Consider the following 23,895-nt stretch of genomic DNA (forward strand, 5'->3'; position numbering starts at 1 on the left):
CATTTAGGCTAAAAACGCAAAAGCGTCCTCACCGAAATGAAGACGCTTTCGCAGCTAGAGCCCTTGGTTCAGCTTACGCCTCCCCTACCGCGCCGCCGAAGTTCATCGGGTAGCTGGGGGCTTCGCTCTGCATCTTGATGGTGCCGAAAGCGGCTTCAAACCGCTCGATGTTTTCGGTGAGGGCTTGCAGCAGGCGCTTGGCGTGCTCGGGCGTGACGACGATGCGCGCCTTCACCTTGGCCTTGGGCAGGCCGGGCATCATGCGGATGAAGTCAATCACAAATTCGCTGTTGCTGTGCGCAATCATGGCGAGGTTGGCATATTCGCCCTCGGCCATGGCTTCGGAAAGCTCGATGTTGATGGCGTTGGGGTCCGGGTTTTGGTCGGTTGGTTGCATGGTAAATCAATCTGTACTCTCTACTCTCAATTGTTTGAGTTTGCTTTTGCTTGCAGAGATGGTGAAAAGCGACACGATGACTGTCAGAAGGGACGCAATGTACCCGAGTAAATCAACAGAATCTAAAGGAGTAGGATTAGTGTGAGCATTGGTAATACTGAATACGCAAAACACGATTTGCAGCATAATCAACCAAACTGCACAGACTAAAAGCGCAATGTAACGAGTCTTCTTCCAAATGTTCATTCCGACAAAGAAACAGAAAAAGCCGACCGGGATACCCCAGTCGGCTTTTCCATTACAAACCTACGGCGGATTACTCAGCCGACACTTCGCGCTTGCCAGCACGGCTGGGGCGCTTGGCGGGAACGGCCGCTTCGGCTGCCTGGGCGGCTTGGGCAGCTTCCATCTCCTCTTTTGAGCCTACTACCTGACGCGTGTACTCGCGCAAGCCAGTACCGGCCGGGATGAGGTGACCGACGATTACGTTCTCTTTCAAGCCCAACAGCTGGTCGGCCTTGCCACGGATGGCGGCTTCGCTCAACACCTTGGTCGTCTCCTGGAAGGATGCGGCCGAGATGAACGACTGCGTGCCCAGCGAGGCCTGCGTGATGCCTTGCAGCGTGGGGCGCGAAACCGAAGGCTGCGCGTCGCGCACTTGCACGAGGGTAAGGTCGCGACGTTTCAGGCTGCTGTTCTCGTCACGGAGGCGACGAGCCGTCACAATCTGGCCGGGCTTCAGGTTGGTCGAGTCACCGGCTTCGGTCACCACTTTCATGTCGATAATCATGTCGTTCTCGGCCATGAAGATGATTTTATCAATCACCTGGTTTTCGAGGAACGACGTGTCACCGGCATCCAGAATCACGACTTTCTGCATCATCTGGCGAACGACCACCTCGATGTGCTTATCGTTGATTTTCACACCTTGCAAACGGTACACTTCCTGAATCTCGTTCACGAGGTACTCCTGCACGGCGCCGGGGCCCTGAATGCTCAGGATGTCCGAAGGCGTGATGGCACCATCCGACAGCGGCATGCCGGCGCGGATGAAGTCGTTGTCCTGCACCAGAATGTGCTTCGACAGCGGCACCATGTACTTCTTCTTCACACCGTCTTTCGACTCCACGTAGATTTCACGGTTACCGCGTTTCACGGTGCCGTAGGTTACTACGCCGTCGATTTCCGATACCACGGCGGGGTTCGACGGGTTTCGGGCTTCGAAAAGCTCCGTTACACGCGGCAGACCACCGGTGATGTCGCGGGTCTTGCCCACCGAGCGAGGAATCTTGGCGAGGATGTGACCTGCCGTGATTTTCTCGTTGTTCTCGACGTTCAAGTGCGAGCCTACCGGGATGCTGTAAGCCTTCTGGCCTTCGGCATCGCCCTTTTTGCCGGGGCGAATGATGATGGACGGGTTCTGGTCCTTGGCCTTCGATTCGATGATGACCTTCTCGCGGTGACCGGTCTGTTCGTCCGACTCCTCACGGTAGGTAACGCCTTCGGTGATGGCGTCGAACTGCACCGTACCATCAAACTCGGCCAGAATAACGGCGTTGTAGGGGTCCCAGGTGTTCAGCTCGGTGCCTTTTTCCACTTCCTGACCTTCCTCTACCAGCATGAAAGAGCCGTAGGGAACGTGGTTGGAAGTGAAGACGCGGCCGGTGCCTTTCTCCACGATGCGGATTTCGCCCGAGCGGCCCATTACCACAGCACCCTTCCGCCCTTCGGCATCGGTGGTAGCTACGGTACGAACGTCTTCGAATTCCACCACACCAGCGAATTTGGCTTTGATGTTCGACTCGACGGCGATGTTGGAAGCCGTACCACCTACGTGGAAGGTACGCAGGGTCAGCTGCGTGCCGGGCTCACCAATCGACTGGGCGGCGATAACACCCACGGCCTCGCCACGCTGCACCATGCGGCCCGAAGCCAGGTTACGGCCGTAGCACTTGGCGCAGATGCCGCGCTTGCTTTCGCACGTCAGCACCGAACGGATTTCCACCGATTCAATGCTCGTGGCATCGATGCGGCGGGTCGTGTCTTCCTTGATTTCGGAACCCGAAGTCAGGATAACGTCGCCGGTCAGCGGGTCGATGATATCGTGCACCGTCACGCGGCCCAAGATACGTTCGGCCAGCGGCTCCACGATGTCCTCGTTGTCTTTCAACGCGAAGGTTTCGATACCGCGCAGCGTACCGCAGTCCGGCTCGTTCACGATTACGTCCTGCGAAACGTCTACCAGACGACGGGTCAGGTAGCCGGCGTCAGCCGTCTTCAGAGCCGTATCAGCCAGACCTTTACGGGCACCATGGGTCGAGATGAAGTACTCGATTACGTCGAGGCCTTCTTTGAAGTTCGACAGAATCGGGTTTTCGATAATTTCGCCAATCGAGCCTTGCAACGACTTCTGGGGCTTGGCCATCAGGCCACGCATCCCACCCAGCTGACGAATCTGCTCGCGCGAGCCACGGGCTCCCGAGTGCATCATCATGTAGATGGAGTTGAAGCCCTGGTTCTCCTTCTCCAGACGGCCCATCAACGTTTCCGTAATCTGGTTGTTGATGCGCGTCCAGATGTCGATAACCTGGTTGTAACGCTCATTGTCCGTAATCAGACCCATCTGGTAGTTCTGGGTTACGGCTTTCACGTCGTTCTGGGCTTGCAGCACCAGTTCGTCCTTCTCTTTCGGGATGTTGATGTCGCCCAGACCCATGCTCAAGCCGCCTTTGTAGGCCGACTGGAAACCAAGGGTCTTGATGTCATCCAGGAATTGAGCGGTACGAGCCATGCCCGTGCGCTTAAATACCGTCGAGATGATTTGCTGAAGCTTCTTCTTCGTCAGCAGTTCGTCCACGAAACCTACTTCCTCCGGTACGAGCTGGTTGAACAGCACGCGGCCAGCAACGGTATCCACGATTTTGGTTACCAAGTCGTCGTTTTCGTCACGAATCTGCGTCCGCACCTTAATGAAAGCGTGCTTAGAAAGCTGGCCTTCGTTGATGGCAATCACAACCTCTTCGTCCGAGTAGAAAACCCGGTCTTCACCGACAATCTTCTCGTTTTCAGTGCTGCGCTTGCCCTTGGTTACATAGTACAGACCGAGAACCATGTCCTGCGACGGTACCGCGATGGGCGCGCCGTTGGCGGGGTTCAGGATGTTGTGCGAGGCCAGCATGAGCATGGAGGCTTCCAGAATAGCGGCCGGGCCGAGGGGCACGTGCACAGCCATCTGGTCACCGTCAAAGTCAGCGTTGAAGGCCGTACAAACGAGGGGGTGCAGCTGGATAGCCTTGCCTTCGATGAGGCGCGGCTGGAACGCCTGGATGCCCAGACGGTGAAGCGTAGGAGCCCGGTTGAGCAACACTGGGTGGCCTTTCAGCACATTTTCCAGAATATCCCACACCACGGCGTCCTTGCGGTCGACAATCTTCTTCGCCGATTTCACCGTCTTCACGATGCCGCGCTCGATGAGCTTGCGGATAATGAACGGCTTGAACAGCTCGGCCGCCATATTCTTGGGCAGACCGCACTCGTGCAGCTTCAGCTCCGGACCAACGACGATTACCGAACGACCCGAGTAATCGACACGCTTACCGAGCAGGTTCTGACGGAAGCGGCCCTGCTTGCCTTTCAGCATGTCGGACAGCGACTTCAGGGCACGGTTGCCTTCGGCGCGCACGGCGTTCACCTTACGCGAGTTGTCGAACAGCGAGTCAACAGCTTCCTGCAGCATCCGCTTCTCGTTCCGCAGAATCACCTCGGGCGCTTTGATTTCAATCAGGCGCTTGAGGCGGTTGTTGCGGATGATGACGCGGCGGTACAGGTCGTTCAAGTCGGAAGTGGCGAAACGGCCACCGTCGAGCGGAACCAGCGGGCGCAGTTCCGGGGGAATAACCGGCACCATGCGGATAACCATCCACTCGGGCTTGTTCTCCACGCGGGTAGCGGCGTCACGGAAAGCTTCCACTACGCGCAGACGCTTCAGGGCTTCCGCCTTACGCTGCTGCGAAGTTTCGTGGGCAGCGGAGTCACGCAGCGAGTAGCTCAACTCGTCCAGGTTGATGCGCTCCAGCAGCATATGCAGGGCATCGGCACCCATGCGGGCGATGAACTTGTTGGGGTCCTCGTTGGGCAGCATCTGGTTCTCCCGGGGGAGTTTGTCGATGATGTCCAGATATTCGTCCTCAGTGAGGAAGTCGAGCACTTGCACGCCTTCTTCCGCCAGCGAACCGGGCTGAACCACGACGTACCGCTCGTAATAAATAATCTGGTCGAGCTTCTTGGTGGGCAGGCCCAGCAGGTAGCCGATTTTGTTGGGGAGCGACTTGAAGTACCAGATGTGAGCAACGGGCACCACCAGTTCGATGTGGCCCATGCGCTCACGACGCACCTTCTTCTCGGTCACCTCCACGCCGCAACGGTCGCAGATGATGCCCTTGTAGCGGATGCGCTTGTACTTACCGCAGTGGCATTCCCAGTCCTTCACCGGACCGAAAATCCGTTCGCAGAACAAGCCACCCATCTCGGGCTTGTACGTGCGGTAGTTGATGGTTTCAGGCTTCACGACTTCGCCGGTGCTGCGCTCCAGAATTGCTTCGGGCGAGGCCAGCGAAATAGTGACTTTGGAGAAGTCCTGAACTATTTTCTTGTTTTTTGCGAAAGCCATTTGATTGGTTTTAAGCTGATAGCTGTTGGCTTTGAGCTGTTTGACGCCTCATTCTTCGCCAGAAGAATGCAAGAGTTCCAAACAGTTTGACTCTTAGAAAAGTGCCTTTGCGGAACAGATAGGTATGTTGAGCAAAGGCACTTTCAAAAGGTCTATTTATTAAATCTGATGGCGGAGCAGAACGGCGGGAAGGCCTTCGATTAAGTCGCTTAGGGAGCTTTGATGCTGAACTGACCATATCTCGAAACAGCTTCCCCAGCTTCTTTCACCGAAGCGTTTTCTCACCTTTCGTTACCAAGGTCGCTCAATTAGCGCCTCCTGTTGCCTGCCGGCAGACAAACCGCGAGTTGCGGCCGAGACTTTCGCCCCGGCCGCAACTGCAGCAATTCACTATTCCATCGTGATTTCGAGTGCCAGACCACGGAGTTCGTGGAGCAACACGTTGAACGACTCGGGGATGTTCGGCTTGGGCAGAATATCGCCTTTTACAATGGCTTCGTACGCTTTCGCGCGGCCCACCACGTCATCCGATTTCACGGTCAGGATTTCCTGCAGCACGTTGGAAGCACCAAAGGCCTCCAGTGCCCATACTTCCATCTCGCCGAAGCGCTGGCCACCGAACTGTGCCTTACCACCCAGCGGCTGCTGCGTGATGAGCGAGTACGGCCCGATGGAACGAGCGTGCATCTTGTCATCCACCAAGTGACCCAGTTTGAGCATGTAAATCACGCCCACGGTTACCGGCTGGTCGAAGCGGTCGCCGCTCAAGCCATCGTGCAGATAAGCACGACCCCAGTCCGGCAGACCGGCTTCGGTCAACTCACGAGCAACTTCGTCCTCGGTAGCACCGTCGAAAATCGGGGTAGCATAGGTACGACCCATTTTCAGACCAGCCCAGCCCAGTACGGTCTCGTAAATCTGACCGATGTTCATGCGGCTTGGTACACCGAGCGGATTCAGCACGATGTCCATCGGCGTGCCGTCGGGCAGGAAGGGCATGTCCTCATCGCGCACGATGCGGGCTACCACACCCTTGTTACCGTGGCGGCCGGCCATTTTATCACCCACCTTCAGCTTGCGCTTCTTGGCGATGTACACTTTGGCAAGCTGCACGATGCCGGCAGGCAGTTCGTCGCCCACTTCCAGGGTGAAACGCTGACGCTTGAATTTCGCGGTGATGGTGTTGCGGCGCTTGGCGTAGTTACGCACCAGCTCCAGCACCAAGCCATTCACGCGGGCATCAGCCGTCCAGCCTTCCAGAATCAGGTCCTTAAACAGGTTCACTTCTTCCGGAACGGCGTAGTTGCTCTCATCCTTATAAGGGTTCTTCTCGGGGAACATGCCCTCGTTGATGTTCTTGCGGTTGAACTTCACGCCCTTGGCAATCATCTCCTCACCGAAGCGGTGTTTGATGCCCTGCGACGTTTTGCCTTCCAGCAACTGCACCAGCTTGTCAATCATGATGGCTTTCACGCCACGCAGTTCCTGCGCGTAGGTCGCCTTCAAGTCTTCCACTTCCTTCTTCGACTTGGCCCGGAGGTTTTTGTCTTTCTTAGGACGCGAGAACAGCTTGGTACCGATAACCACACCCTGCAAGGAGGGCGGCGCTTTGAGGGAAGCATCCTTCACATCGCCGGCCTTGTCGCCGAAGATGGCGCGGAGCAGCTTCTCTTCCGGGGTCGGGTCCGTCTCGCCTTTCGGCGTGATTTTACCAATCAGGATATCGCCTTCCTTCACCTCCGCGCCGAGGCGGATGATGCCGTTGTCGTCGAGGTTGCGCACGGCTTCTTCGCTCACGTTCGGAATCTCCGAGGTCAGCTCTTCTTCGCCACGCTTGGTCTCGCGCACTTCCAGCTCAAACTCCTCAATGTGAATCGAGGTAAAGATGTCGTCGCGAACCACGCGCTCCGAGATGACGATGGCATCCTCGAAGTTGTAGCCCTGCCACGGCATAAACGCCACCTGCATGTTGCGGCCCAAGGCAAGTTCGCCCTGGTTGGTGCCGTAGCCTTCGCAGAGCGCCTGGCCTTTGGTCACCCGCTCGCCGCGCTTCACGAGCGGCGTCAGGTTGAGGCAGGTGTCCTGGTTGGTGCGACGGAACTTGATGAGGTCGTACGTAATACGCTCGGCATCGAAGCTTACCATGATGTCGTCCTCCGTGAGGTCGTACTTCACCACAATTTTGTTGGCGTCCACGAAGTCAATCACGCCCTCGCCTTCGGCCATAATCAGCGTGCGCGAGTCGCTGGCAATGCGGCCTTCCAGACCCGTGCCCACAATCGGAGCCTCGGGACGGAGCAGCGGCACCGCCTGGCGCTGCATGTTCGAGCCCATCAGTGCACGGTTGGCGTCATCGTGCTCCAGGAACGGAATCAGCGAAGCAGCTACCGATACAATCTGGTTCGGGGCCACGTCCATGTAGGAGTATTCCGACGGGTTCACCACCGGGAAGTCACCTTCAAAACGGCCTTTCACCAGCTCCTGGGTCAGGTTGCCGCCTTCATCCAGCAGGGAGTTGGCCTGCGCGATGTGGTGGGTGTCCTCTTCCTCAGCGGTCAGGAATTTCACGTTGGCGCTCATGTCCACCTTGCCGCCTTTCACGTCGCGGTAAGGCGTTTCGATGAAGCCCATGGCATTCACGCGAGCGTGCACGCACAGCGACGAAATGAGACCAATGTTAGGTCCCTCCGGCGTTTCGATGGTGCAAAGACGGCCGTAGTGCGTGTAGTGAACGTCACGTACCTCGAAGCCAGCGCGCTCACGCGACAAACCTCCCGGCCCGAGTGCCGATACGCGACGTTTGTGCGTCACCTCGGCCAGCGGGTTCGTCTGGTCCATGAACTGCGACAGCTGGTTCGTACCGAAGAACGAGTTAATTACGCTGGACAACGTCCGGGCGTTAATCAAGTCCACCGGCTTGAAGTCCTCGTTGTCCCGCACGTTCATGCGCTCCTTAATGGTACGTGCCATCCGGGCCAGGCCCACGCCGAACTGGGCGTAAAGCTGCTCGCCCACAGTACGCACGCGACGGTTGCTCAAGTGGTCAATGTCATCGACAATGGCCTTCGAGTTGCTCAGACCAATCAGGTACTTCACGATGAGCACAATGTCCTCATTGGTCAGCACCCGTGACTCCTGGTCCATGCCAATCTGGAGCTTCTTGTTAATCCGGTAGCGGCCCACCTCGCCGAGGTCGTAGCGCTTGTCCGAGAAAAACAGCTTCTGGATGATGTCACGAGCGGTTTCTTCATCAGGAGCCTCCGTGTTCCGGAGCTGACGGTAAATCTGCTCTACAGCCTCCTTCTCCGAGTTGGAGTTGTCCTTCTGCAGCGTATTGTAAATGATTGCGAAATCCGCAATGTTCACATTCTCGCGGTGCAGAATAACCGACTTCGCGCCGGCCTCCAGAATCACGTCGATATCCGCTTCCTCAATGGTAGCATCGCGCTCCAGCAACACTTCGTTGCGGTCAATCGATACCACTTCGCCGGTGTCCTCGTCCACGAAGTCTTCCGTCCAAGTGCGGAGCACCCGGGCAGCCAGCTTGCGACCAACGGCTTTCTTGAGGTTTTTCTTGTCGGACTTCACTTCCTCCGACAAACCGAACAGGTCGAGAATGTCTTTGTCCGTGCCGTAGCCGATGGCGCGCAACAGCGTCGTCACCGGGAATTTCTTCTTCCGGTCGATGTACGCGTACATCACGTTGTTCACGTCCGTGGCAAATTCAATCCACGAACCTTTGAACGGAATAATCCGGGCCGAATACAGCTTGGTACCGTTCGTGTGCTTGCTCTGGGCGAAGAACACGCCCGGTGAGCGGTGCAGCTGCGATACGATAACGCGCTCAGCGCCGTTGATAACAAACGAGCCCTTTACGGTCATGTAAGGGATGTTCCCGAGGAACACCTCCTGCTCAATCGTCTCGAAATCCTCGTTGTCCTTATCATTGCAAATCAAACGCAGCTTGGCTTTCAGCGGAACCGAATAAGTCAAACCACGGTCGATGCACTCGTCAACCGAATATTTCGGCGGGTCGACGTGGTAATCGATAAAGTTGAGCACGAAGTTTTCGCGCGAGTCCGAAATCGGGAAGTTCTCGGCGAACACTTTGAACAATCCTTCGTTAGAACGACGCTCGGCAGCGGTTTCCAACTGAAAGAATTCCTGGAACGAGCGCACTTGCACGTCGAGGAAGTCCGGGTACTCGATAACCTTCTTAATCTTGGCGAAATTGATTCGCTCGGCGGCCGTTTTCTTCAGGGCGGCCGTCTTTGCTTTCGGTGTAGCCAATGCGATGGGGATTAAAAGATGGACACAGAAGCGTAATAAAGGAGGCCGGGGTGGCGGCCCGTCAGCGGTGCGGTGCACTCCCTAACCACCTCTGCAACAAGATGGTTAGCTGACATAGCAAAAGCGCGAACCGGGTAGCTCGCGCGGTTGACACGCTACAAACAGGAAAAGACCTGGCTAAGTTGCCAGGTCTAATCCTTATTCGAAGCGGGTCCGGAGATGCTTCAGGAGCAGAAACTACTTAACTTCTACTTCAGCACCGGCTTCCTCGAGCTGCTTTTTCAGCGACTCAGCCTCGTCTTTGGTTACGCCTTCTTTCAGGGGCTTGGGAGCACCGTCAACCAGTTCTTTGGCTTCTTTCAGGCCCAGACCGGTCAGGTCTTTCACCAGTTTCACCACAGCCAGTTTAGCACCACCGGCAGCCTTCAGGATAACGTCAAACGACGTCTTCTCCTCGGGAGCCTCGTCAGCGGCAGCAGCGCCACCACCGGCCATCATTACAGGAGCAGCAGCAGCGGGCTCGATGCCGTACTCGTCCTTCAGGATGGTTGCCAACTCGTTTACTTCTTTCACCGTCAGGTTTACAAGCTGCTCAGCGAATGCTTTCAAATCTGCCATTTCTGTAGATTGTTAAAAAAATGTGTTGTTGAAAATTTTGATTGGAGGGCGAAAAAGCAGCTGACTAAGCGGCCTCTTTCTCGCTGAGGGTTTTGAGGATTCCGGCCAGCTTGTTACCACCGCTCTGAAGAGCCGAGATAACGTTTTTGGCAGGCGACTGGAGCAGGCCGATGAGTTCACCGAGCAGTTCCTGTTTGCCTTTGATGGTTGTGAGACCTTCGAGCTGGTCGGAACCGATGTAGATGCTGGCATCCACATAAGCGCCTTTCAGCACGGGCTTCGGCGTGGCACCGCGGGGGTACGCCTGGGCCTTATAGAAGTCACGCAGCATCTTGGCAGGAGCCGAGCCGCTCTCCGTGGAGAACAACACGCCCGACTGGCCTTTCAGCGCGGCATCCATTTCCGACGTGTCGTGGCCGAGCGTATCCAGTGCCTTGCGGATGAAGGTGTTTTTGTACACCTTGTATTCCAGGCCGCGGTTGAACGCCAGACGACGGAAGTCGTTGATTTTCGCTACCGACATCACCGAAGCATCGACGATGTAGAACGAGTTGTGCGATTGCATTTTTCCGCTCAACTCATCCACGAGGGCTTGTTTTTCTTCCCGAGTCATGTTTGGTTGGTTTAATTAGCTAGCGGAATTTACTTGGCTGTCAACCGGAACGGCGGGCGACATCGTGCTCGAGAGCGTGATGCTCTTGATGTAGGTACCTTTCGAAGACGAAGGCTTCAGGCGACCCAACGTCTGGATTACCTCCAGGGCGTTTTCGGCCAGCATCTTCGGGTCGAACGATACTTTACCAACCGAGCAGTGAATGATACCGGTTTTGTCAACTTTGAAGTCGATTTTACCAGCTTTCACTTCCTGCACAGCCTTGGCTACGTCGGTCGTTACGGTGCCCGACTTCGGGTTCGGCATCAGACCACGGGGACCGAGCACACGGCCCAGACGACCTACCTTCGCCATTACGGCGGGCATGGTGATGATTACGTCGATGTCGGTCCAGCCTTTCTCGATTTTGGCAATATAGTCGTCCAGACCCACGAAGTCGGCGCCGGCGGCCAGAGCTTCGGCCTCCTTGTCAGGAGTAACCAGGGCCAGAACGCGAACGGTTTTGCCGGTACCGTGGGGCAGGGTGGCCACGCCACGAACCATCTGGTCCGCTTTGCGGGGGTCCACGCCGAGGCGAACGTCAATATCTACCGAAGCATCGAATTTGGTGTAGGTAATGTCCTTCACCACGATTGCGGCTTCCACGAGGCTGCGCACTTGCGTCAGGTCGTGTTTGGCAAGGGCTTCCTTGCGCTTTTTGCTTACTTGTGCCATCTGTTCTTTTCTCCGTTTAATTATTCAGCAAAAGGAGAATCGCCCTTGATGGTAATGCCCATGCTGCGAGCCGTGCCGGCCACCTGCTTCATAGCGGCTTCCACTTGGAAAGCGTTCAAGTCAGGCATTTTGGTTTCGGCAATGGTACGCACCTGGTCCCACGTCACGGAGCCCACTTTGTTACGGTTCGGCTCTTTCGAACCGCTCTGCAACTTAGCAGCTTCCATGAGCAGCACCGGAGCCGGTGCCGTCTTCACCACGAAGTCGAACGACTTGTCGGTGTACATGGTGATGAGTACAGGACAAACTTGGCCGGCTTTATCTTGGGTGCGAGCATTGAACTGCTTGCAAAACTCCATGATGTTCAAGCCTTTGCTACCAAGTGCAGGTCCTACCGGCGGCGAAGGGTTCGCGGCGCCTCCCTTTATCTGCAGACGCAGATAACCTCTGATTTCTTTGGCCATTTGATTGGTTTGGCTGTGGCTCCTGCGTCGTAACTCGCGCTTGCCTCAGTTTAGTAAACTCCTGTTTGGAAGCCCCGCCGACCCGGAGCAATTAGCCGGCGTGGTATAACCGATGAGGTTAAACCTCTTTTTCTACTTGGGTGTAGCTCAATTCTACCGGCTGCGAGCGGCCGAAGATTTTCACGACTACGTTCAGCTTCTTACGCTCTTCAAATACCTCATCCACGTTGCCGGAGAAGCCGTTGAACGGGCCGTCCACCACTTTCACGAGTTCGCCCACTACGTATGGCTTGTCGAGCGTCGCGTCAGCCTGCTGCTCGGCTTCATCCACGATGCCGAGGATGCGGTTGACTTCCGAAATGTGCAGCGGAACGGGTTTGTTGTTCGTTGCGTCCTTCTTGTCTTTGTCGCCGAGAAAACCAATCACACCGGGCGTGCTGGTGATGATGTGGTCAACTTCACCGTGGCCGAGGTCGGCGTGGATGATGATGTAACCGGGGTAGAGGTTCCGCTCGCGGACGCGCTTCTTACCGTTGCGCATCTCAAACACCTTCTCTACCGGAATCAGTACCTGCGGAACAAGCTCGGTCAGGTTGTGCCGACCGAGCTCCGTTTCGAGATAATTCTTGGCTTTCTTTTCTTGGCCGCTCACGGAGCGCACCACGTACCATTTCAATTCGCCCATCTTGATTGCTGACTAGCGAAACGAGTTGTAAAACGCTTTAAGTACCGACTCAAAGCTGACATCCATGACGCCCACGACGATGGCAAACACGAGCGAACCAATCAGCACCAGGCCGGCGCTTTTTTGCAGTTCCGTCGTCGAGGGCCACGTCACGTTGTAGCGCATCTCTTCGATGGTGGTGCGGAAATAATTGCTCAGTTTGTCCATTGTGATGGGAAAAACAGCGTTGCCGCTGAAATAACATGGAGCGGACCAACTGGCCCAGATTGCACGAGTGGAGAGATTCGAACTCCCATCAAAGGTTTTGGAGACCTCTATTCTACCCTTGAACTACACTCGTGTAAAGACACATCCCGGTAACGCATTTCGCTAAAGGGAGTGCAAAGGTAAGAGAAACAGAAGAGAAAACAAATACTCGCTTCTGTTTCAGCGTAAAAAAGCCGCTCCCGAGGTTTCGAGAGCGGCTTTTTTTACTGTTAAGCCGGAGCTTAGTCGAGAACTTCGGTTACCTGACCGGCACCTACCGTACGGCCACCCTCACGGATAGCGAAACGGAGGCCTTTCTCCATTGCCACCTTGTTGATGAGCTCAACGGTGATGGTGATGTTGTCGCCGGGCATTACCATTTCAACGCCCTCGGGGAGGGAGATGATGCCGGTAACGTCGGTGGTACGCAGGTAGAACTGCGGACGGTAGTTGTTGAAGAACGGGGTGTGGCGGCCGCCTTCCTCTTTCGAGAGAACGTACACCTCAGCCTTGAACTTCTGGTGAGGAGTTACCGAACCGGGCTTGCAGATAACCATGCCGCGACGGATGGCTTCTTTTTCAATACCGCGGAGCAGCAGACCTACGTTGTCACCAGCTTCGCCACGGTCGAGGATTTTGCGGAACATTTCCACACCCGTCACCGTCGACTTCAGGCCGGCAGCAGCGCCCATGCCCAGGATGTCAACTTGCTCACCCGAGTTGATGATGCCGCGCTCGATACGACCGGTGGCCACAGTGCCACGGCCGGTAATCGAGAACACGTCCTCAACAGGCATCAGGAAGGGCAGGTCGGTCAGACGAGCGGGAATCGGAATGAACGAGTCAACCGCGTCCATCAGCTCGTTGATTTTGGGAACCCAGTTGGCATCGCCGTTCAGGCCGCCGAGGGCCGAACCCTGGATAACCGGAATGTTGTCGCCATCGAAGTCGTAGAACGAGAGGAGTTCGCGGATTTCCATTTCCACCAGCTCGAGGAGCTCGGGGTCATCCACCATGTCCACTTTGTTCATGAACACCACCAGTTGGGGAACACCTACCTGACGGGCGAGCAGGATGTGCTCACGGGTCTGGGGCATCGGGCCGTCGGTAGCAGCTACCACGAGGATAGCGCCGTCCATCTGGGCAGCACCCGTTACCATGTTCTTCACGTAGTCAGCGTGACCGGGGCAGTCAACGTGGGCGTAGTGACGGTTTTTGGTGGAGTACTCTACGTGAGCGGTGTTGATGGTGATACCACGCTCTTTTTCTTCGGGAGCATTGTCAATCGAAGAGAAGTCACGCTTTTCGGCCAGGCCCTGGTTTGCCAGCACCATGGTGATAGCAGCGGTCAGGGTGGTCTTGCCGTGGTCGACGTGGCCGATGGTACCGATGTTTACGTGCGGCTTGGACCGGTCGAAATTTTCTTTAGCCATTGTAAAGAGTAAAAAAAGAGGTGGTGAAGTGAATTTGAGGTAAAAACGGACCGTACACGAAGAAAGCGAGACTCAGCCCCTACTGTAATAGAAAACTGTGCGTCGCTTGCCTGAGAGAACCGTGCCGGCGGCCGGCTTGCGCCGACCGCTGGACTTGTAATGTAATCTGAGCCATTTATGGGATTTGAACCCATGACCTCTTCCTTACCAAGGAAGTGCTCTACCACTGAGCTAAAACGGCTTATTCTGAAAAATGAGCGGGAGACGAGGTTCGAACCCGCGACCTGCAGCTTGGAAGGCTGCCGCTCTACCAACTGAGCTACTCCCGCAGATGGCATCTTGTAAAAAAGTGGGGGTAACAGGACTCGAACCTATGAACCCGAAGGAGGTGAGTTACAGTCACCCGCAATTGCCGCTATGCGATACCCCCAGTTTTGGTGCTTCTTGGCCGATTGCCGAGAGGCGTTTCCCTTTCTATTTGCTGACTGCTGAACCAGTAGTGTTTCGTAAGGAGCTGCAAAATTAGAGGTTTTTCGACACAAGGCAAGCATTGCTGTAAAAAAAGGTTGTTCTTTTTTCCGGAGAATGTCGGAACTGGCTTTTACATAAGGTTATAAAATGCTTTGAGCCGGTCGTCGGTTTCCTTCTCGCGGATGTTTTGCAGTACCGCCTTGAGGTTTGGCATGGATGGGAGCAGCAGGGCGAGGCCGTGGTAGGCGCCCAGGCGGATTTCGTAGCGCGGGGCGTTGCGGGCGTAATCTTCCAGGATTTTGAGGCCTTTGTCGCGCTCCACGGGTGGGATGTGGGTCATGAGCGTGCCGAAGGACTGGAAGTAGGCGTAGAGGTCAGCATCGGCCACGTCGGGAAGGCGGCGCAGGAACCACTGGTACTGGTCGAGGCCGCCGTTGAGGGCGTAGTAGTCGGCGATGGCGACGATGAGCGGGCTACTCGGGGTGTTGTCGATGGAGGCGACCTGCTGGCGGGTGCTGGGCTCGGGCTTTTTGGCGAGTACCTTGATGGCGGCGGCGGCGACAAGGGCGGAGCTGTCGGCGATGGCGGCGCCGTAGATGGGGCCATAGCTGCCGTCGGGGAAGGTGGCGAGGGTGGCGATGGCCTGGGCGCGGACGCGGGAGTTGCGGTCGGTGGTGGCGAGGCGCTGGATGTCCTTGCGCATGCCTTCGGGCTCGGGGCCGCGGTAGCGGCGGAGGTGGTCGAGGGCGAGGCGGCGGACCTGCCAGAACTTGTCGTTCATGGCGTTGCGGAGCAGGCTGCTCACGGCTAGGTCGGCGGTTTTGTTTTGGAGCAGCTCCATCACTTCGGATTTCTGCTGGTAAGTTTTGGCGTGGTAGAACTGAAACACCAGTTCGTCTTGGCTGCGGTCTTCGTCGATTTGGGCCAAGAGCTGGTTTTCGCTATCGAATTTGACCAAGACCGGTTTTTGGCCAGCGGGTAGCTGAAACGTCTGGTCGGCTTTGGTGACGGTGATGCGGTGCTCGGTGGGCTGGTTGCCGTTGGTCCAGACAGCTACGCTGACGGGCAGGCGGTACACGGGCTGGAACAAGGTGTCCTGGATTTGCTGCACGTGCAGACTTACCTGGCCGTTGGCGTAGCTGTGGGTGATGCGTAGCTCCGGGTGGCCGCGCTGCATAAACCATTGGTTGAAAAACCAGGTCAGGTCCTCGCCGGTGGTTTCTTCGAATGCGGTGCGCAACTTCGAGACTTCTACTGCTGACAGCTTGTTCTGGGTGAGGTAGCGGTTGAGCGCGGTGAAGAAGGCGTCATCGCCCACGTATTTGCGGAGCATGTGGAGCACGCGGCCGCCCTTATCGTAGGAGTGGCGGTCGAACATGTCCTCGCGGTTGACATAGCGGTAGCGGATGAGGGGTTCGCGCTTAGCAGTGGCTTCTTCGAGGTAGTTATTGAGCTTGATTTCCTGGACCAGGCTGGCTTCGTCGGCGCCGTATTTGTACTCGGCCCAGAGGTATTCGGAGTAGTCGGCGAAGGATTCGTTCAGGGGCAGGTTGGACCAGCTTTCGCAGGTCACGTAGTCGCCGAACCAGTGGTGGAACAGCTCGTGGGCGATGACCGTCTCGGCGGTCTGGTAGTTGGCGTCGAGCAGCTCGCGCCGGGTGGCCTGGATGGTGCTGCCGTGGGTAGTGGCGGTGGTGTTTTCCATGGCGCCGCTCACGTAGTCGCGCACGGCTACCTGGGCGTATTTCTCCCAAGGATACTCTACGCCCAGCTTCTTGGAGAAGAAATCCAGCATTTCGGGCGTGTGGCCAAAGATGGCGCGGGCGGTGCCGGCATACTGCGGCTCCACGTAGTAGTCGACGGGCTTGCCGTGCCAGGAGTCGTTCACCACGGCGAAGTCGCCCACCACCATCGTGGCCAGGTAAGGCGCGTGAGGCTGGGTGAGCTTCCAGGTATCGGTGCGAGTACCGTCGGCGTTGACGCGGGAGGAGGTCAGGGTGCCGTTGGACAGCGTTTTGAACTGCTTTTCAACCGTCAGGCTGATTTCCTGGGTCATGCGCTGGTTGGGCTTGTCGATGGTGGGGAACCAGCAGGAGCTGGCTTCGGTCTCGCCCTGGGTCCAGATTTGACGGGGCTTGTTTTTCTCGGTGCCCAGCGGGTTGACGAAGTACAAGCCTTTATCGGATGTGATGGCAGCGGAACCTCCTAGGGGGAGTTCGTTAGGCTTGGCCACGTACACAATGCGCAACTGGTAGGGCGTGCTGCGCGGGTAGGGCTGGTCGAGGGCGATGACGAGCTTGCGGCGGTTGTAATTGTAGTTAAGGCTGCGGTTCTTCTTCTCTCCTACCAACTCGATTTTTTGAATATCGAAGCCCTTGGCATCGAGTACCACTTCCGATTGTGGGTAGAAATGCGAGCGGAGCGTGAGGATGGCCGTACCCAGCAGGTACTGCTTCTTATAGTCGAAGCGCACGTCGAGCTTCGTGTCGATTACATCGGTGAGGATGGTGGCAGCGGGCTGTAGCGGCGCCTCGGCCGGCAGCCACGACGGCACCACGAGACCGGCCGGCGCGGGCGCGGGGGCAGCCGCGGGTGCTGTTTTTTTTTGCACCGTCGCTTTGGGAGCGGGCTTGCCAGCGCGCGGCTTGGTGGCTTGGGCGGCCGCCAGCAGGTGCACAAACAACAGCAGGCTAGTAAGGCCCGGAACCAGATACTTCATGCCAACAAGAACGGGCGAAAAACGCGTCAATTTCTGAATTAATTTGAGATTTGGGCTACCTTTAACCCCAGCTTTCCTCCCACCCTATTCGCTTCAGATGCTTCAAATCAGCACTGGCCCTGGTCAACTCTGGGAAGTTGACTACCGCGCCGCCGACACGGTTACGCTCAACGGCGAGCCTTTTGCCTGGGACTTAGTCGATTTGGGCGAAGGCCGCTTTCATGTACTGCACGAAGGTCGCTCCTACAACGCCGAAGTTGTTTCGGCCGACTATGCCACTAAAAGCATCGCGCTCAAAATCAACGGTCAGCGCGTGGAGCTCAACGCCAAAGACCGGTTCGACCTGTTGCTCGAACGCCTCGGTATGAGCGACGCCATCGCTGCGAAAGTAAACGAACTGAAAGCCCCCATGCCCGGGCTTATCGTAGACATTCGGGTGGAGCCCGGCCAGGCCGTGCTCAAAGGCGACCCGCTGCTGGTGCTGGAAGCCATGAAAATGGAGAATATCCTGAAAGCACCCGCCGATGGCACCGTGGGCTCCATCAAAATTAACTTGCGCGACAACGTGCAAAAAGGCCAGGTGCTGGTGCAGTTTGCCTAGCCCGCCGTTATTCATTCGTCTGACATTCTCAACCTTTTCGACTTGAAATATAACCGCATCCTTCTCAAGCTCAGCGGCGAAGCGCTGATGGGCCAGCAGCAGTACGGCATCGACGCCGAGCGGCTGATGCAGTACGCCTCTGAAATTAAATCCGTAGCTGCTACCGGCGTGCAAGTAGCCGTGGTAATTGGCGGTGGCAACATCTACCGCGGCGTGGAGGCCGAAGCCTTTGGCCTTGACCGCGTGCAGGGCGACTACATGGGCATGCTGGCCACGGTCATCAACTCCATGGCCCTGCAAAGCGCCCTTGAAAAGCTGGAAGTGAGTACGCGCCTGCTCTCCGGCCTCACCATTCAGCGGGTGTGCGAGCCGTATATCCGGCGGCGCGCGGTGCGGCACCTGGAAAAGGGCCGCGTGGTGATTTTCGGGGCGGGCATCGGCTCGCCGTATTTCACCACCGACTCGGCCGCGTCGCTGCGGGCCATCGAGATTGAGGCCGACGTGGTGCTGAAAGGCACGCGCGTGGACGGCATCTACACGGCCGACCCGGAGAAAGACCCCACAGCCACGCGCTTCGACCAAATCACGTTTGATGAGGTGCTGAGCAAGAATTTGAACGTGATGGACATGACTGCTTTCACGCTGTGCAAGGAGAATAATCTGCCCATCATCGTATTCGATATGAACACGCAGGGCAACCTGGAGCGTTTGCTGAACGGCGAAGCCATGGGCACGCTGGTAAACGACGGCGGCAAGCGCGACGGCCGCAAGCCGGCCCTTGCCCCCAAGCAAAGCCTGCTACAACCCTTGGTGGGCAATCAGCCGGAACAAGCCTAATTTTTAGTTGTCAGTTGCTTGTTGTCAGTTGTTAGTTTGCATTGCGAAACCACACTGATAGCAGGGTCTGACAACAGCCAACTATCAACCGACAACTTACCAAAATGGACGAAGAAATTCAGTTTTACCTTGATGAGCTCGCGGAGTCGATGAGCAAAGCCCTCGCCCACGTGAACGTGGAAATGAGCCGCATCCGGGCCGGCAAGGCCTCGCCGGCCATGCTCGACGGCATTCGGGTGGATTATTACGGCACGCCCACGCCTATCGCGCAGATTGCGAACGTCTCGACGCCGGATGCCCGCTCGCTGTTCATCAAGCCTTGGGAGAAAAACATGATTAGCGAGGTGACCAAGGCCATTCGCAACAGCGACTTGGGTCTGAGCCCGGTGTCGGATGCCGAAGGCGTGCGCCTCAACATTCCGGCCATGACCGAGGAGCGCCGCCGCGACCTGGTGAAGCAGGCTAAGAACGAATCGGAAACCGGCAAGGTGCGCGTGCGTGCCATCCGCAAGGATGTGAACGAGGCCTTGCGCAAGCTGCTGAAAGAAGGCGCTTCGGAAGATGCCGTGAAGCTGGCCGAGGAAAAGGTGCAGAAAACCACCGACACTTACATTGCGGAGGTAGAAAAGGCCCTTGGCAAGAAGGAATCGGAGATTATGACCATCTGATTTGGTCATTTGTCTTCTACGAAAAAGCCCGGCGAGTTATCGTCGGGCTTTTTTGTGGGTGCTATTTCCCGCAGTATTCGCAGAGAAAATGCAGTGGCTCGCAGTGTTGTTCTATTTCAGCAACTCGGCTTCGACGGCGGCGGGCACCAGGTAGCGGATGCTACGGCCGGCGCGCAGGCTCTCGCGGATGTAGGTGGCTGAAATGTCGAGTAGCGGCGCGGTCATCATCTGCACGCGGGGGAAGGCGGCCAAGTGGGGCAGCGGGGTGCCGGGGCGCGGATATACGTAGATGTCGACTTCGGCCAGCAGGCGCTGAGCTTCCTGCCAGCGCGGCAGGCCGGGCAAATTATCGGAGCCCATGAGGAGCACAAAATCGTGCGCTAGATGCTGCTCACGCAGAGCGTCGAGGGTGGCGATGGTGTAGCTGGGACGCGGCAGGCTGAACTCGATGGCTTCGGCGCGGAGGCGCGGGTTGCCGGCCAGGGCCAGCTCTACCATACGCAGGCGCTGGGTGTCGGGCAGCAGGTCGGCGGCCTGCTTGAAAGGGTTGTGGGGCGTGACGACGAGCCAGACTTCGGCCAAATCGGTGCGCGTGGCGAAATGCTCGGCCAGGATGAGATGACCGATGTGGATGGGATTGAACGAGCCGAAGAGCAGACCTATTCGCCGGCCGCTCATACCACGGCGGGCTCGGCGCTAATGAAGTCGCGCACGAGCTTTTCGGCCTGGTCGCTGGCTTCGTCAAGATTGTCGTTGACGACGGTTACGTCGAACCGGTCTTCAAACGCCAGCTCGAACTTGGCCTTGTACACCCGCGAGGAAATGCTGGATTGTGAATCGGTGGCGCGGGCCTGCAGGCGCTGTTCCAGAACTTCAATGGACGGCGGGCGGACAAAAATGGCCAGCGCGCGGTCCTTGTAGAAGTCCTTGATGCTGAGGCCACCTTTCACGTCCACATCCAGAATGGCGTGCTTGCCGCTTTCCCAGATGCGTTCGATTTCCGACTTGAGCGTGCCGTAGAAGGCACCCTCGTAGACTTCCTCCCACTCTACAAATTCGTCGCGACGAATCTTGTCCTGGAATTCATCTGCCGTGATGAAATAGTAGTCCTTGCCATTCTCCTCGGCCCGGCCGCGGCGGTCGCGCGTACAGGCCGAAATGGAAAAGCTCAGCGCCGGCACCCGCTCCATGAGCCGGTGCACAATGGTGGTTTTGCCCGCGCCCGAGGGCGCCGAAAACACAATGATTTTGCCTTGCATCGCGCAAAGCTAAGCCGCCGAACCCGGTATTAGGCCAATACGGCTCCTACACGGGCCAAAATGGAGTTGTGCAGGGTGGAGGGAGTCGACGGGGAGGGCACACGCTGCTTCAGGAAGGAGATGAAGATGCGCTGCTTCTCGATGTCGTCGAAGCAAGGCGAGCAGTCGTTGGCATGGTCGATGAGGTAATCCTCCTCTTCCATCGTCAGGGGCTGGCCTTCGATGAGTTGGTCAAGTACAGTATTCACGCGTTCACAGTCGGGGCCGTTATCGGGGGTAGCAGCAACGGGGGCCGACGTATTGGTTTTAGTAGTAGCGGATGGGGTCATAATTGAAAAGCCGGGAAAGGAGTGAAAGCCAACGAAATGCGAGCGAGCCGCCAGCTGCGTGCTCTTGTCGGGGAGGTTAATTATTTTCGGAGTCGGTTAGTTCCGTTTCGTCATCAATTGCATCATTGCCATATCCCATTGATTGGGCGTATTTCTCCAGTTTATCCTTGAGGAAATTGCGAGCCCGGTGCAGGCGCGAGCGTACCGTACCAATCGGAATATCAAGCACTTTAGCCATTTCCTCGTAGGTGAAGCCTTCGAGGTCACAGAGGATGATGACGGTGCGGAAATCAACCGGCAAAGAATTTAGAGCGCTGGCCACTTCGTCGCCAATCAGGTCGCGGGCCGACTGCTGGCGCATGTCGGACGACGAGGCGCCGATTTCACCTTCGGCTTCTACGTCATCAGGGTTATAGTAGCCCTCAATCTCGCTGTAATCGACCTTGGCAGGCTGCTTGCTCTTCTTGCGGAAGTCGTTGATGAACGAATTCTTGAGAATGCGAAAAAGCCACGCCTTGGCGTTGGTGCCGGGCTCGAAATACTCGAAAAAGCGGTACGCTTTCAGGTAGGTTTCCTGCACGAGGTCGTTGGCATCGTCCTCGTCGAGGGTGAGCCGGTAGGCAAAGTTGTAGAGCGGGTCGAGCACGGGCATGAGCTCGGCCTGAAAGCGGCGGTCTTTTTCCTCTTTGCTCAGTTTAACCCGTTCGGGAGAATCGCTCATACAGGTGGGCGGGGGAAATTGCAGGTCGAAACCTACGAAAGAATAGGGAATTAGGACAAAATCGGCGCAATCAGCAACTCGGAGAAAATGGGTGGCCGGGTTGCTTCACGCCAAGGCGAAGCTACCCACCAAAGCGCGTTATCGCGTGTTAAAAACACCTTAAAACGCACCAAGCAGCGGGCTAAGCTTCGTCCGATGTACGGATTGCAACGCCCGCTAGGTTGCAAAGCGGCCCGTAACTAACAAACTAACCCGATGAATCGGCCCGGCTATATCAACAGATAGCCACAATTATTCGACGGGCAGGGGTGGCCAAGCTACTATTTGCGCTGCTACCGTTGCCGCCTCAATGGCCCGGATGCAGGCGCAGGCGGCGGGCTGCTGGCGGCAGTCGTCGCAGTTGGGTTTATCGAACACCATGAAGCCGGCGTGCGGCCCCAGCGGCGCCCAGCGCCCCGGGTGCATGGGCCGGATGGGCGGGTAAAGGCCCAACGCGTGGCGGCCCAGCGCGGCGGCCAGGTGCAAGGGGCCGGTGCTGCCCGCTACGAGGCCATCGGCGGCGGCGATGAAGGCCAGGAACTGCGGCAGGCTGAGCTGGCCGGTGAGGTCGGCGGCGAGGAAGGCGGCGTTTTGGTGGAGCCAGTCGGCCAGCTCCTCCCCTTCTGCCGCGGTGCCGGTGATGAAGACGCGGTGGCCGGCCTGGTGCAGCAACTGGGCGAGGCGGGCGAAATTATCGAGGCCCCATTCGCGGGCGCTGCCCCGGCTGCGCGGGTGCAGGATGACGTTGAGCTGGCCAGACTGGCGCTGCTGGAGCAACTGTTGCCATTGCTGCCCCAGCGTCTCAGTGGCTTGCAGGCGCACCAGCTTGGCTACTTCGCTCAGCGGCGGCGTGGCGGTGTAACCCAGTGGCTGGAGCAGCTGGAGGTTCAGTTGGGCCTCGTGTAGGGGCGAGTGGCGGCGGCTGAGGGCCACCAGCCGGTTGCAGGTGAGCCAGTGCTGCCAGCGGTTGCGCGTGCCGATGCGGACGGGAATGCGGGCCTTTTGGGCGAGGCGGGCGAGGGTTTTGTTAGGAAAAACGTGGATGATGGCCTCGGCTTTGTGGCGGCGCAACGCGGCGACTTGCTCCGGCTCCGGCAGCTTCAACAGCTCATCTAGGTTCAGAAAATCATCGACCCACGGGCAGGCGGCGGCTACGGGCGCGGTGTAAGTGCGGCCGATGAGTACCACCCGGCAGCCCGGAAACAGCTGCTTGAGCTGCCCGGCCACGGGCAGGGTCAGCACCACGTCGCCGATGGCATCGGTGCGGGAAATGAGGAAGGTGCGGGGCGCTTCGGGGCTCATGCTTCGGCGTGTTCCGTGCGGGTTTTCAGCTTGGCAAATTTCAGGAACACGCCCCAAGCCGAGATGCCGGCAATGCACAGGCCCGCGAAGCCATCGAGAAAGCCGAGGCGGAACACGTAGCCGTGCACGAATTTCCAGAGTGGCTTGAACAGCAGGTGAAACAGGCCGACCTGCGTTTTGCCGCGCAGGGCCAGCTCCTGGGCCGTGATGCTGGTGAACTTGTTGAGCTGGCTGACGTGCTGCGCGATGCTGTGGTAGCTGTAGTGCAGGGCGTCGCCGGCGAGGGGGGCGGTGGTTTGGCCGGCGTCAACCTCAAATTTCTCGTGCAGCAGCACGCCGGTCCAGCGGCCCAGGCGGCGGTCATAGAGGCGCAGCTTGCGGTCGGGGTACCAGCCGCCGTGGCGCACCCAGTGGCCGCAGTAGTTGGTGAGGCGGGCTAGGCTGTAGGCGGCGTGCTGCCAGTTCTGCTTGGCCGCGCGGATGGATTGGCGCAGTTCCTCGGTCAGCACCTCGTCGGCATCAAGCTGCAAAACATAGTCGAATTCGGCCTGGCTGGTGGCGTAGTTTTTCTGCTCCACGTAGCCGGCAAAGGCGTGCTGGATGACGCGGGCGCCGTGCTGCCGGCAGATGGCCACAGTGGCGTCGGTAGAGAAGGAATCGACCACCAGCACGTCGTCGGCCACGTCGGCCAGCGCCTGGAGGCAGCGGGCAATGTTGGCTTCTTCGTTGAAGGTGATGATGACGACGGAAAGCGGAACGGGCATGGGTGGGCAAAGGTACGCGGGGTTTCAACTGACCGTTGTGGCCGCCACGAGTCTGA

Annotated in this window: 20 protein-coding genes and 4 tRNA genes; 3 read left to right on the forward strand and 21 right to left on the reverse strand. The window is 57.6% G+C overall.

From position 1 onward, the window contains the following. Window positions 1-73: 73 nt before the first annotated feature. The 15 genes from Q5H92_RS01550 to Q5H92_RS01620 all read right to left on the reverse strand — a co-directional run bounded on the left by Q5H92_RS01550 (window position 74) and on the right by Q5H92_RS01620 (window position 17,319). A complete protein-coding gene (locus tag Q5H92_RS01550) occupies window positions 74-397 on the reverse strand; it encodes a DUF3467 domain-containing protein (RefSeq protein ID WP_046245258.1) in 324 nt (107 codons plus the stop codon). Window positions 398-713: 316 nt separating this feature from the next. Then, window positions 714-5,066: a DNA-directed RNA polymerase subunit beta' gene (rpoC, locus tag Q5H92_RS01555; RefSeq protein ID WP_305009695.1), complete on the reverse strand. Its 4,353-nt coding sequence runs from the start codon at window positions 5,064-5,066 to the stop codon at window positions 714-716. Window positions 5,067-5,456: 390 nt separating this feature from the next. Then, window positions 5,457-9,326 (reverse strand): DNA-directed RNA polymerase subunit beta, encoded by a 3,870-nt coding sequence (gene rpoB, locus Q5H92_RS01560; protein ID WP_305010214.1) that lies wholly within the window; start codon window positions 9,324-9,326, stop codon window positions 5,457-5,459. Window positions 9,327-9,593: 267 nt separating this feature from the next. Next, window positions 9,594-9,974, reverse strand: a complete 381-nt coding sequence (gene rplL / locus Q5H92_RS01565; protein WP_068191708.1) for a 50S ribosomal protein L7/L12 — start codon at window positions 9,972-9,974, stop codon at window positions 9,594-9,596. Between the two features lie 64 nt (window positions 9,975-10,038). Then, the gene (gene rplJ, locus Q5H92_RS01570) at window positions 10,039-10,587 is read right to left on the reverse strand and encodes a 50S ribosomal protein L10 (RefSeq protein WP_305009696.1); all 549 of its coding nucleotides are present in this window, start codon (window positions 10,585-10,587) and stop codon (window positions 10,039-10,041) included. Window positions 10,588-10,602: 15 nt separating this feature from the next. Next, window positions 10,603-11,301: a 50S ribosomal protein L1 gene (gene rplA / locus Q5H92_RS01575; RefSeq protein ID WP_305009697.1), complete on the reverse strand. Its 699-nt coding sequence runs from the start codon at window positions 11,299-11,301 to the stop codon at window positions 10,603-10,605. 20 nt (window positions 11,302-11,321) lie between these two features. Then, window positions 11,322-11,765, reverse strand: coding sequence for a 50S ribosomal protein L11 (gene rplK / locus Q5H92_RS01580; RefSeq protein ID WP_198067444.1), 444 nt, complete (start codon window positions 11,763-11,765; stop codon window positions 11,322-11,324). Window positions 11,766-11,883: 118 nt separating this feature from the next. After that, entirely contained in the window at window positions 11,884-12,450 is a 567-nt protein-coding gene (gene nusG / locus Q5H92_RS01585) for a transcription termination/antitermination protein NusG (RefSeq protein WP_196290995.1), read from the reverse strand. 12 nt (window positions 12,451-12,462) lie between these two features. Then, complete coding sequence (gene secE / locus Q5H92_RS01590) at window positions 12,463-12,657, reverse strand: preprotein translocase subunit SecE (protein ID WP_201985341.1); 195 nt, start codon at window positions 12,655-12,657, stop codon at window positions 12,463-12,465. 62 nt (window positions 12,658-12,719) lie between these two features. Beyond that, window positions 12,720-12,790: transfer RNA gene (locus Q5H92_RS01595), tRNA-Trp, on the reverse strand. Between the two features lie 148 nt (window positions 12,791-12,938). Then, the gene (gene tuf, locus Q5H92_RS01600; RefSeq protein WP_046245268.1) at window positions 12,939-14,129 is read right to left on the reverse strand and encodes an elongation factor Tu; all 1,191 of its coding nucleotides are present in this window, start codon (window positions 14,127-14,129) and stop codon (window positions 12,939-12,941) included. Window positions 14,130-14,298: 169 nt separating this feature from the next. Further along, window positions 14,299-14,370: transfer RNA gene (locus Q5H92_RS01605), tRNA-Thr, on the reverse strand. Window positions 14,371-14,385: 15 nt separating this feature from the next. Beyond that, window positions 14,386-14,458: transfer RNA gene (locus tag Q5H92_RS01610), tRNA-Gly, on the reverse strand. 21 nt (window positions 14,459-14,479) lie between these two features. Continuing rightward, window positions 14,480-14,559 (reverse strand) — tRNA-Tyr (locus tag Q5H92_RS01615). 171 nt (window positions 14,560-14,730) lie between these two features. Further along, window positions 14,731-17,319, reverse strand: coding sequence for a M1 family metallopeptidase (locus tag Q5H92_RS01620; protein WP_305009700.1), 2,589 nt, complete (start codon window positions 17,317-17,319; stop codon window positions 14,731-14,733). Between the two features lie 97 nt (window positions 17,320-17,416). On the opposite strand from Q5H92_RS01620, the gene Q5H92_RS01625 reads away from it, so the two are divergent. From Q5H92_RS01625 to frr, 3 genes are all read left to right on the forward strand, one after another. Beyond that, on the forward strand, window positions 17,417-17,920 hold the full coding sequence (locus tag Q5H92_RS01625; protein WP_305009702.1) for an acyl-CoA carboxylase biotin carboxyl carrier protein subunit: 504 nt from the start codon (window positions 17,417-17,419) through the stop codon (window positions 17,918-17,920). 42 nt (window positions 17,921-17,962) lie between these two features. Then, window positions 17,963-18,757: a UMP kinase gene (gene pyrH / locus Q5H92_RS01630; protein WP_305009704.1), complete on the forward strand. Its 795-nt coding sequence runs from the start codon at window positions 17,963-17,965 to the stop codon at window positions 18,755-18,757. 104 nt (window positions 18,758-18,861) lie between these two features. After that, window positions 18,862-19,425: a ribosome recycling factor gene (gene frr / locus Q5H92_RS01635; RefSeq protein WP_305009706.1), complete on the forward strand. Its 564-nt coding sequence runs from the start codon at window positions 18,862-18,864 to the stop codon at window positions 19,423-19,425. 111 nt (window positions 19,426-19,536) lie between these two features. On the opposite strand, the gene nadD is transcribed toward frr, so the two are convergent. The 6 genes from nadD to Q5H92_RS01665 form a co-directional block, all read right to left on the reverse strand. Further along, the gene (gene nadD, locus Q5H92_RS01640; protein ID WP_305009708.1) at window positions 19,537-20,103 is read right to left on the reverse strand and encodes a nicotinate (nicotinamide) nucleotide adenylyltransferase; all 567 of its coding nucleotides are present in this window, start codon (window positions 20,101-20,103) and stop codon (window positions 19,537-19,539) included. Beyond that, window positions 20,100-20,684, reverse strand: a complete 585-nt coding sequence (gene gmk / locus Q5H92_RS01645) for a guanylate kinase (protein ID WP_305009710.1) — start codon at window positions 20,682-20,684, stop codon at window positions 20,100-20,102. Before gmk ends, nadD begins: the two co-directional genes overlap by 4 nt. Window positions 20,685-20,713: 29 nt before the next feature. Continuing rightward, window positions 20,714-21,013: a hypothetical protein gene (locus Q5H92_RS01650; protein WP_305009712.1), complete on the reverse strand. Its 300-nt coding sequence runs from the start codon at window positions 21,011-21,013 to the stop codon at window positions 20,714-20,716. A gap of 76 nt (window positions 21,014-21,089) precedes the next feature. After that, window positions 21,090-21,734, reverse strand: a complete 645-nt coding sequence (locus tag Q5H92_RS01655; RefSeq protein WP_190925630.1) for a sigma-70 family RNA polymerase sigma factor — start codon at window positions 21,732-21,734, stop codon at window positions 21,090-21,092. Window positions 21,735-22,025: 291 nt separating this feature from the next. Beyond that, window positions 22,026-23,075 carry a glycosyltransferase family 9 protein gene (locus Q5H92_RS01660; RefSeq protein WP_305009715.1) on the reverse strand — a complete coding sequence of 350 codons (1,050 nt, stop codon included), beginning with the start codon at window positions 23,073-23,075 and terminating at the stop codon, window positions 22,026-22,028. Next, complete coding sequence (locus Q5H92_RS01665; RefSeq protein ID WP_305009717.1) at window positions 23,072-23,839, reverse strand: glycosyltransferase family 2 protein; 768 nt, start codon at window positions 23,837-23,839, stop codon at window positions 23,072-23,074. Before Q5H92_RS01665 ends, Q5H92_RS01660 begins: the two co-directional genes overlap by 4 nt. Between the last annotated feature and the right edge of the window lie 56 nt (window positions 23,840-23,895).

The sequence above is a fragment of the Hymenobacter mellowenesis genome (assembly GCF_030581005.1).
GTDB lineage: Bacteria > Bacteroidota > Bacteroidia > Cytophagales > Hymenobacteraceae > Hymenobacter > Hymenobacter mellowenesis.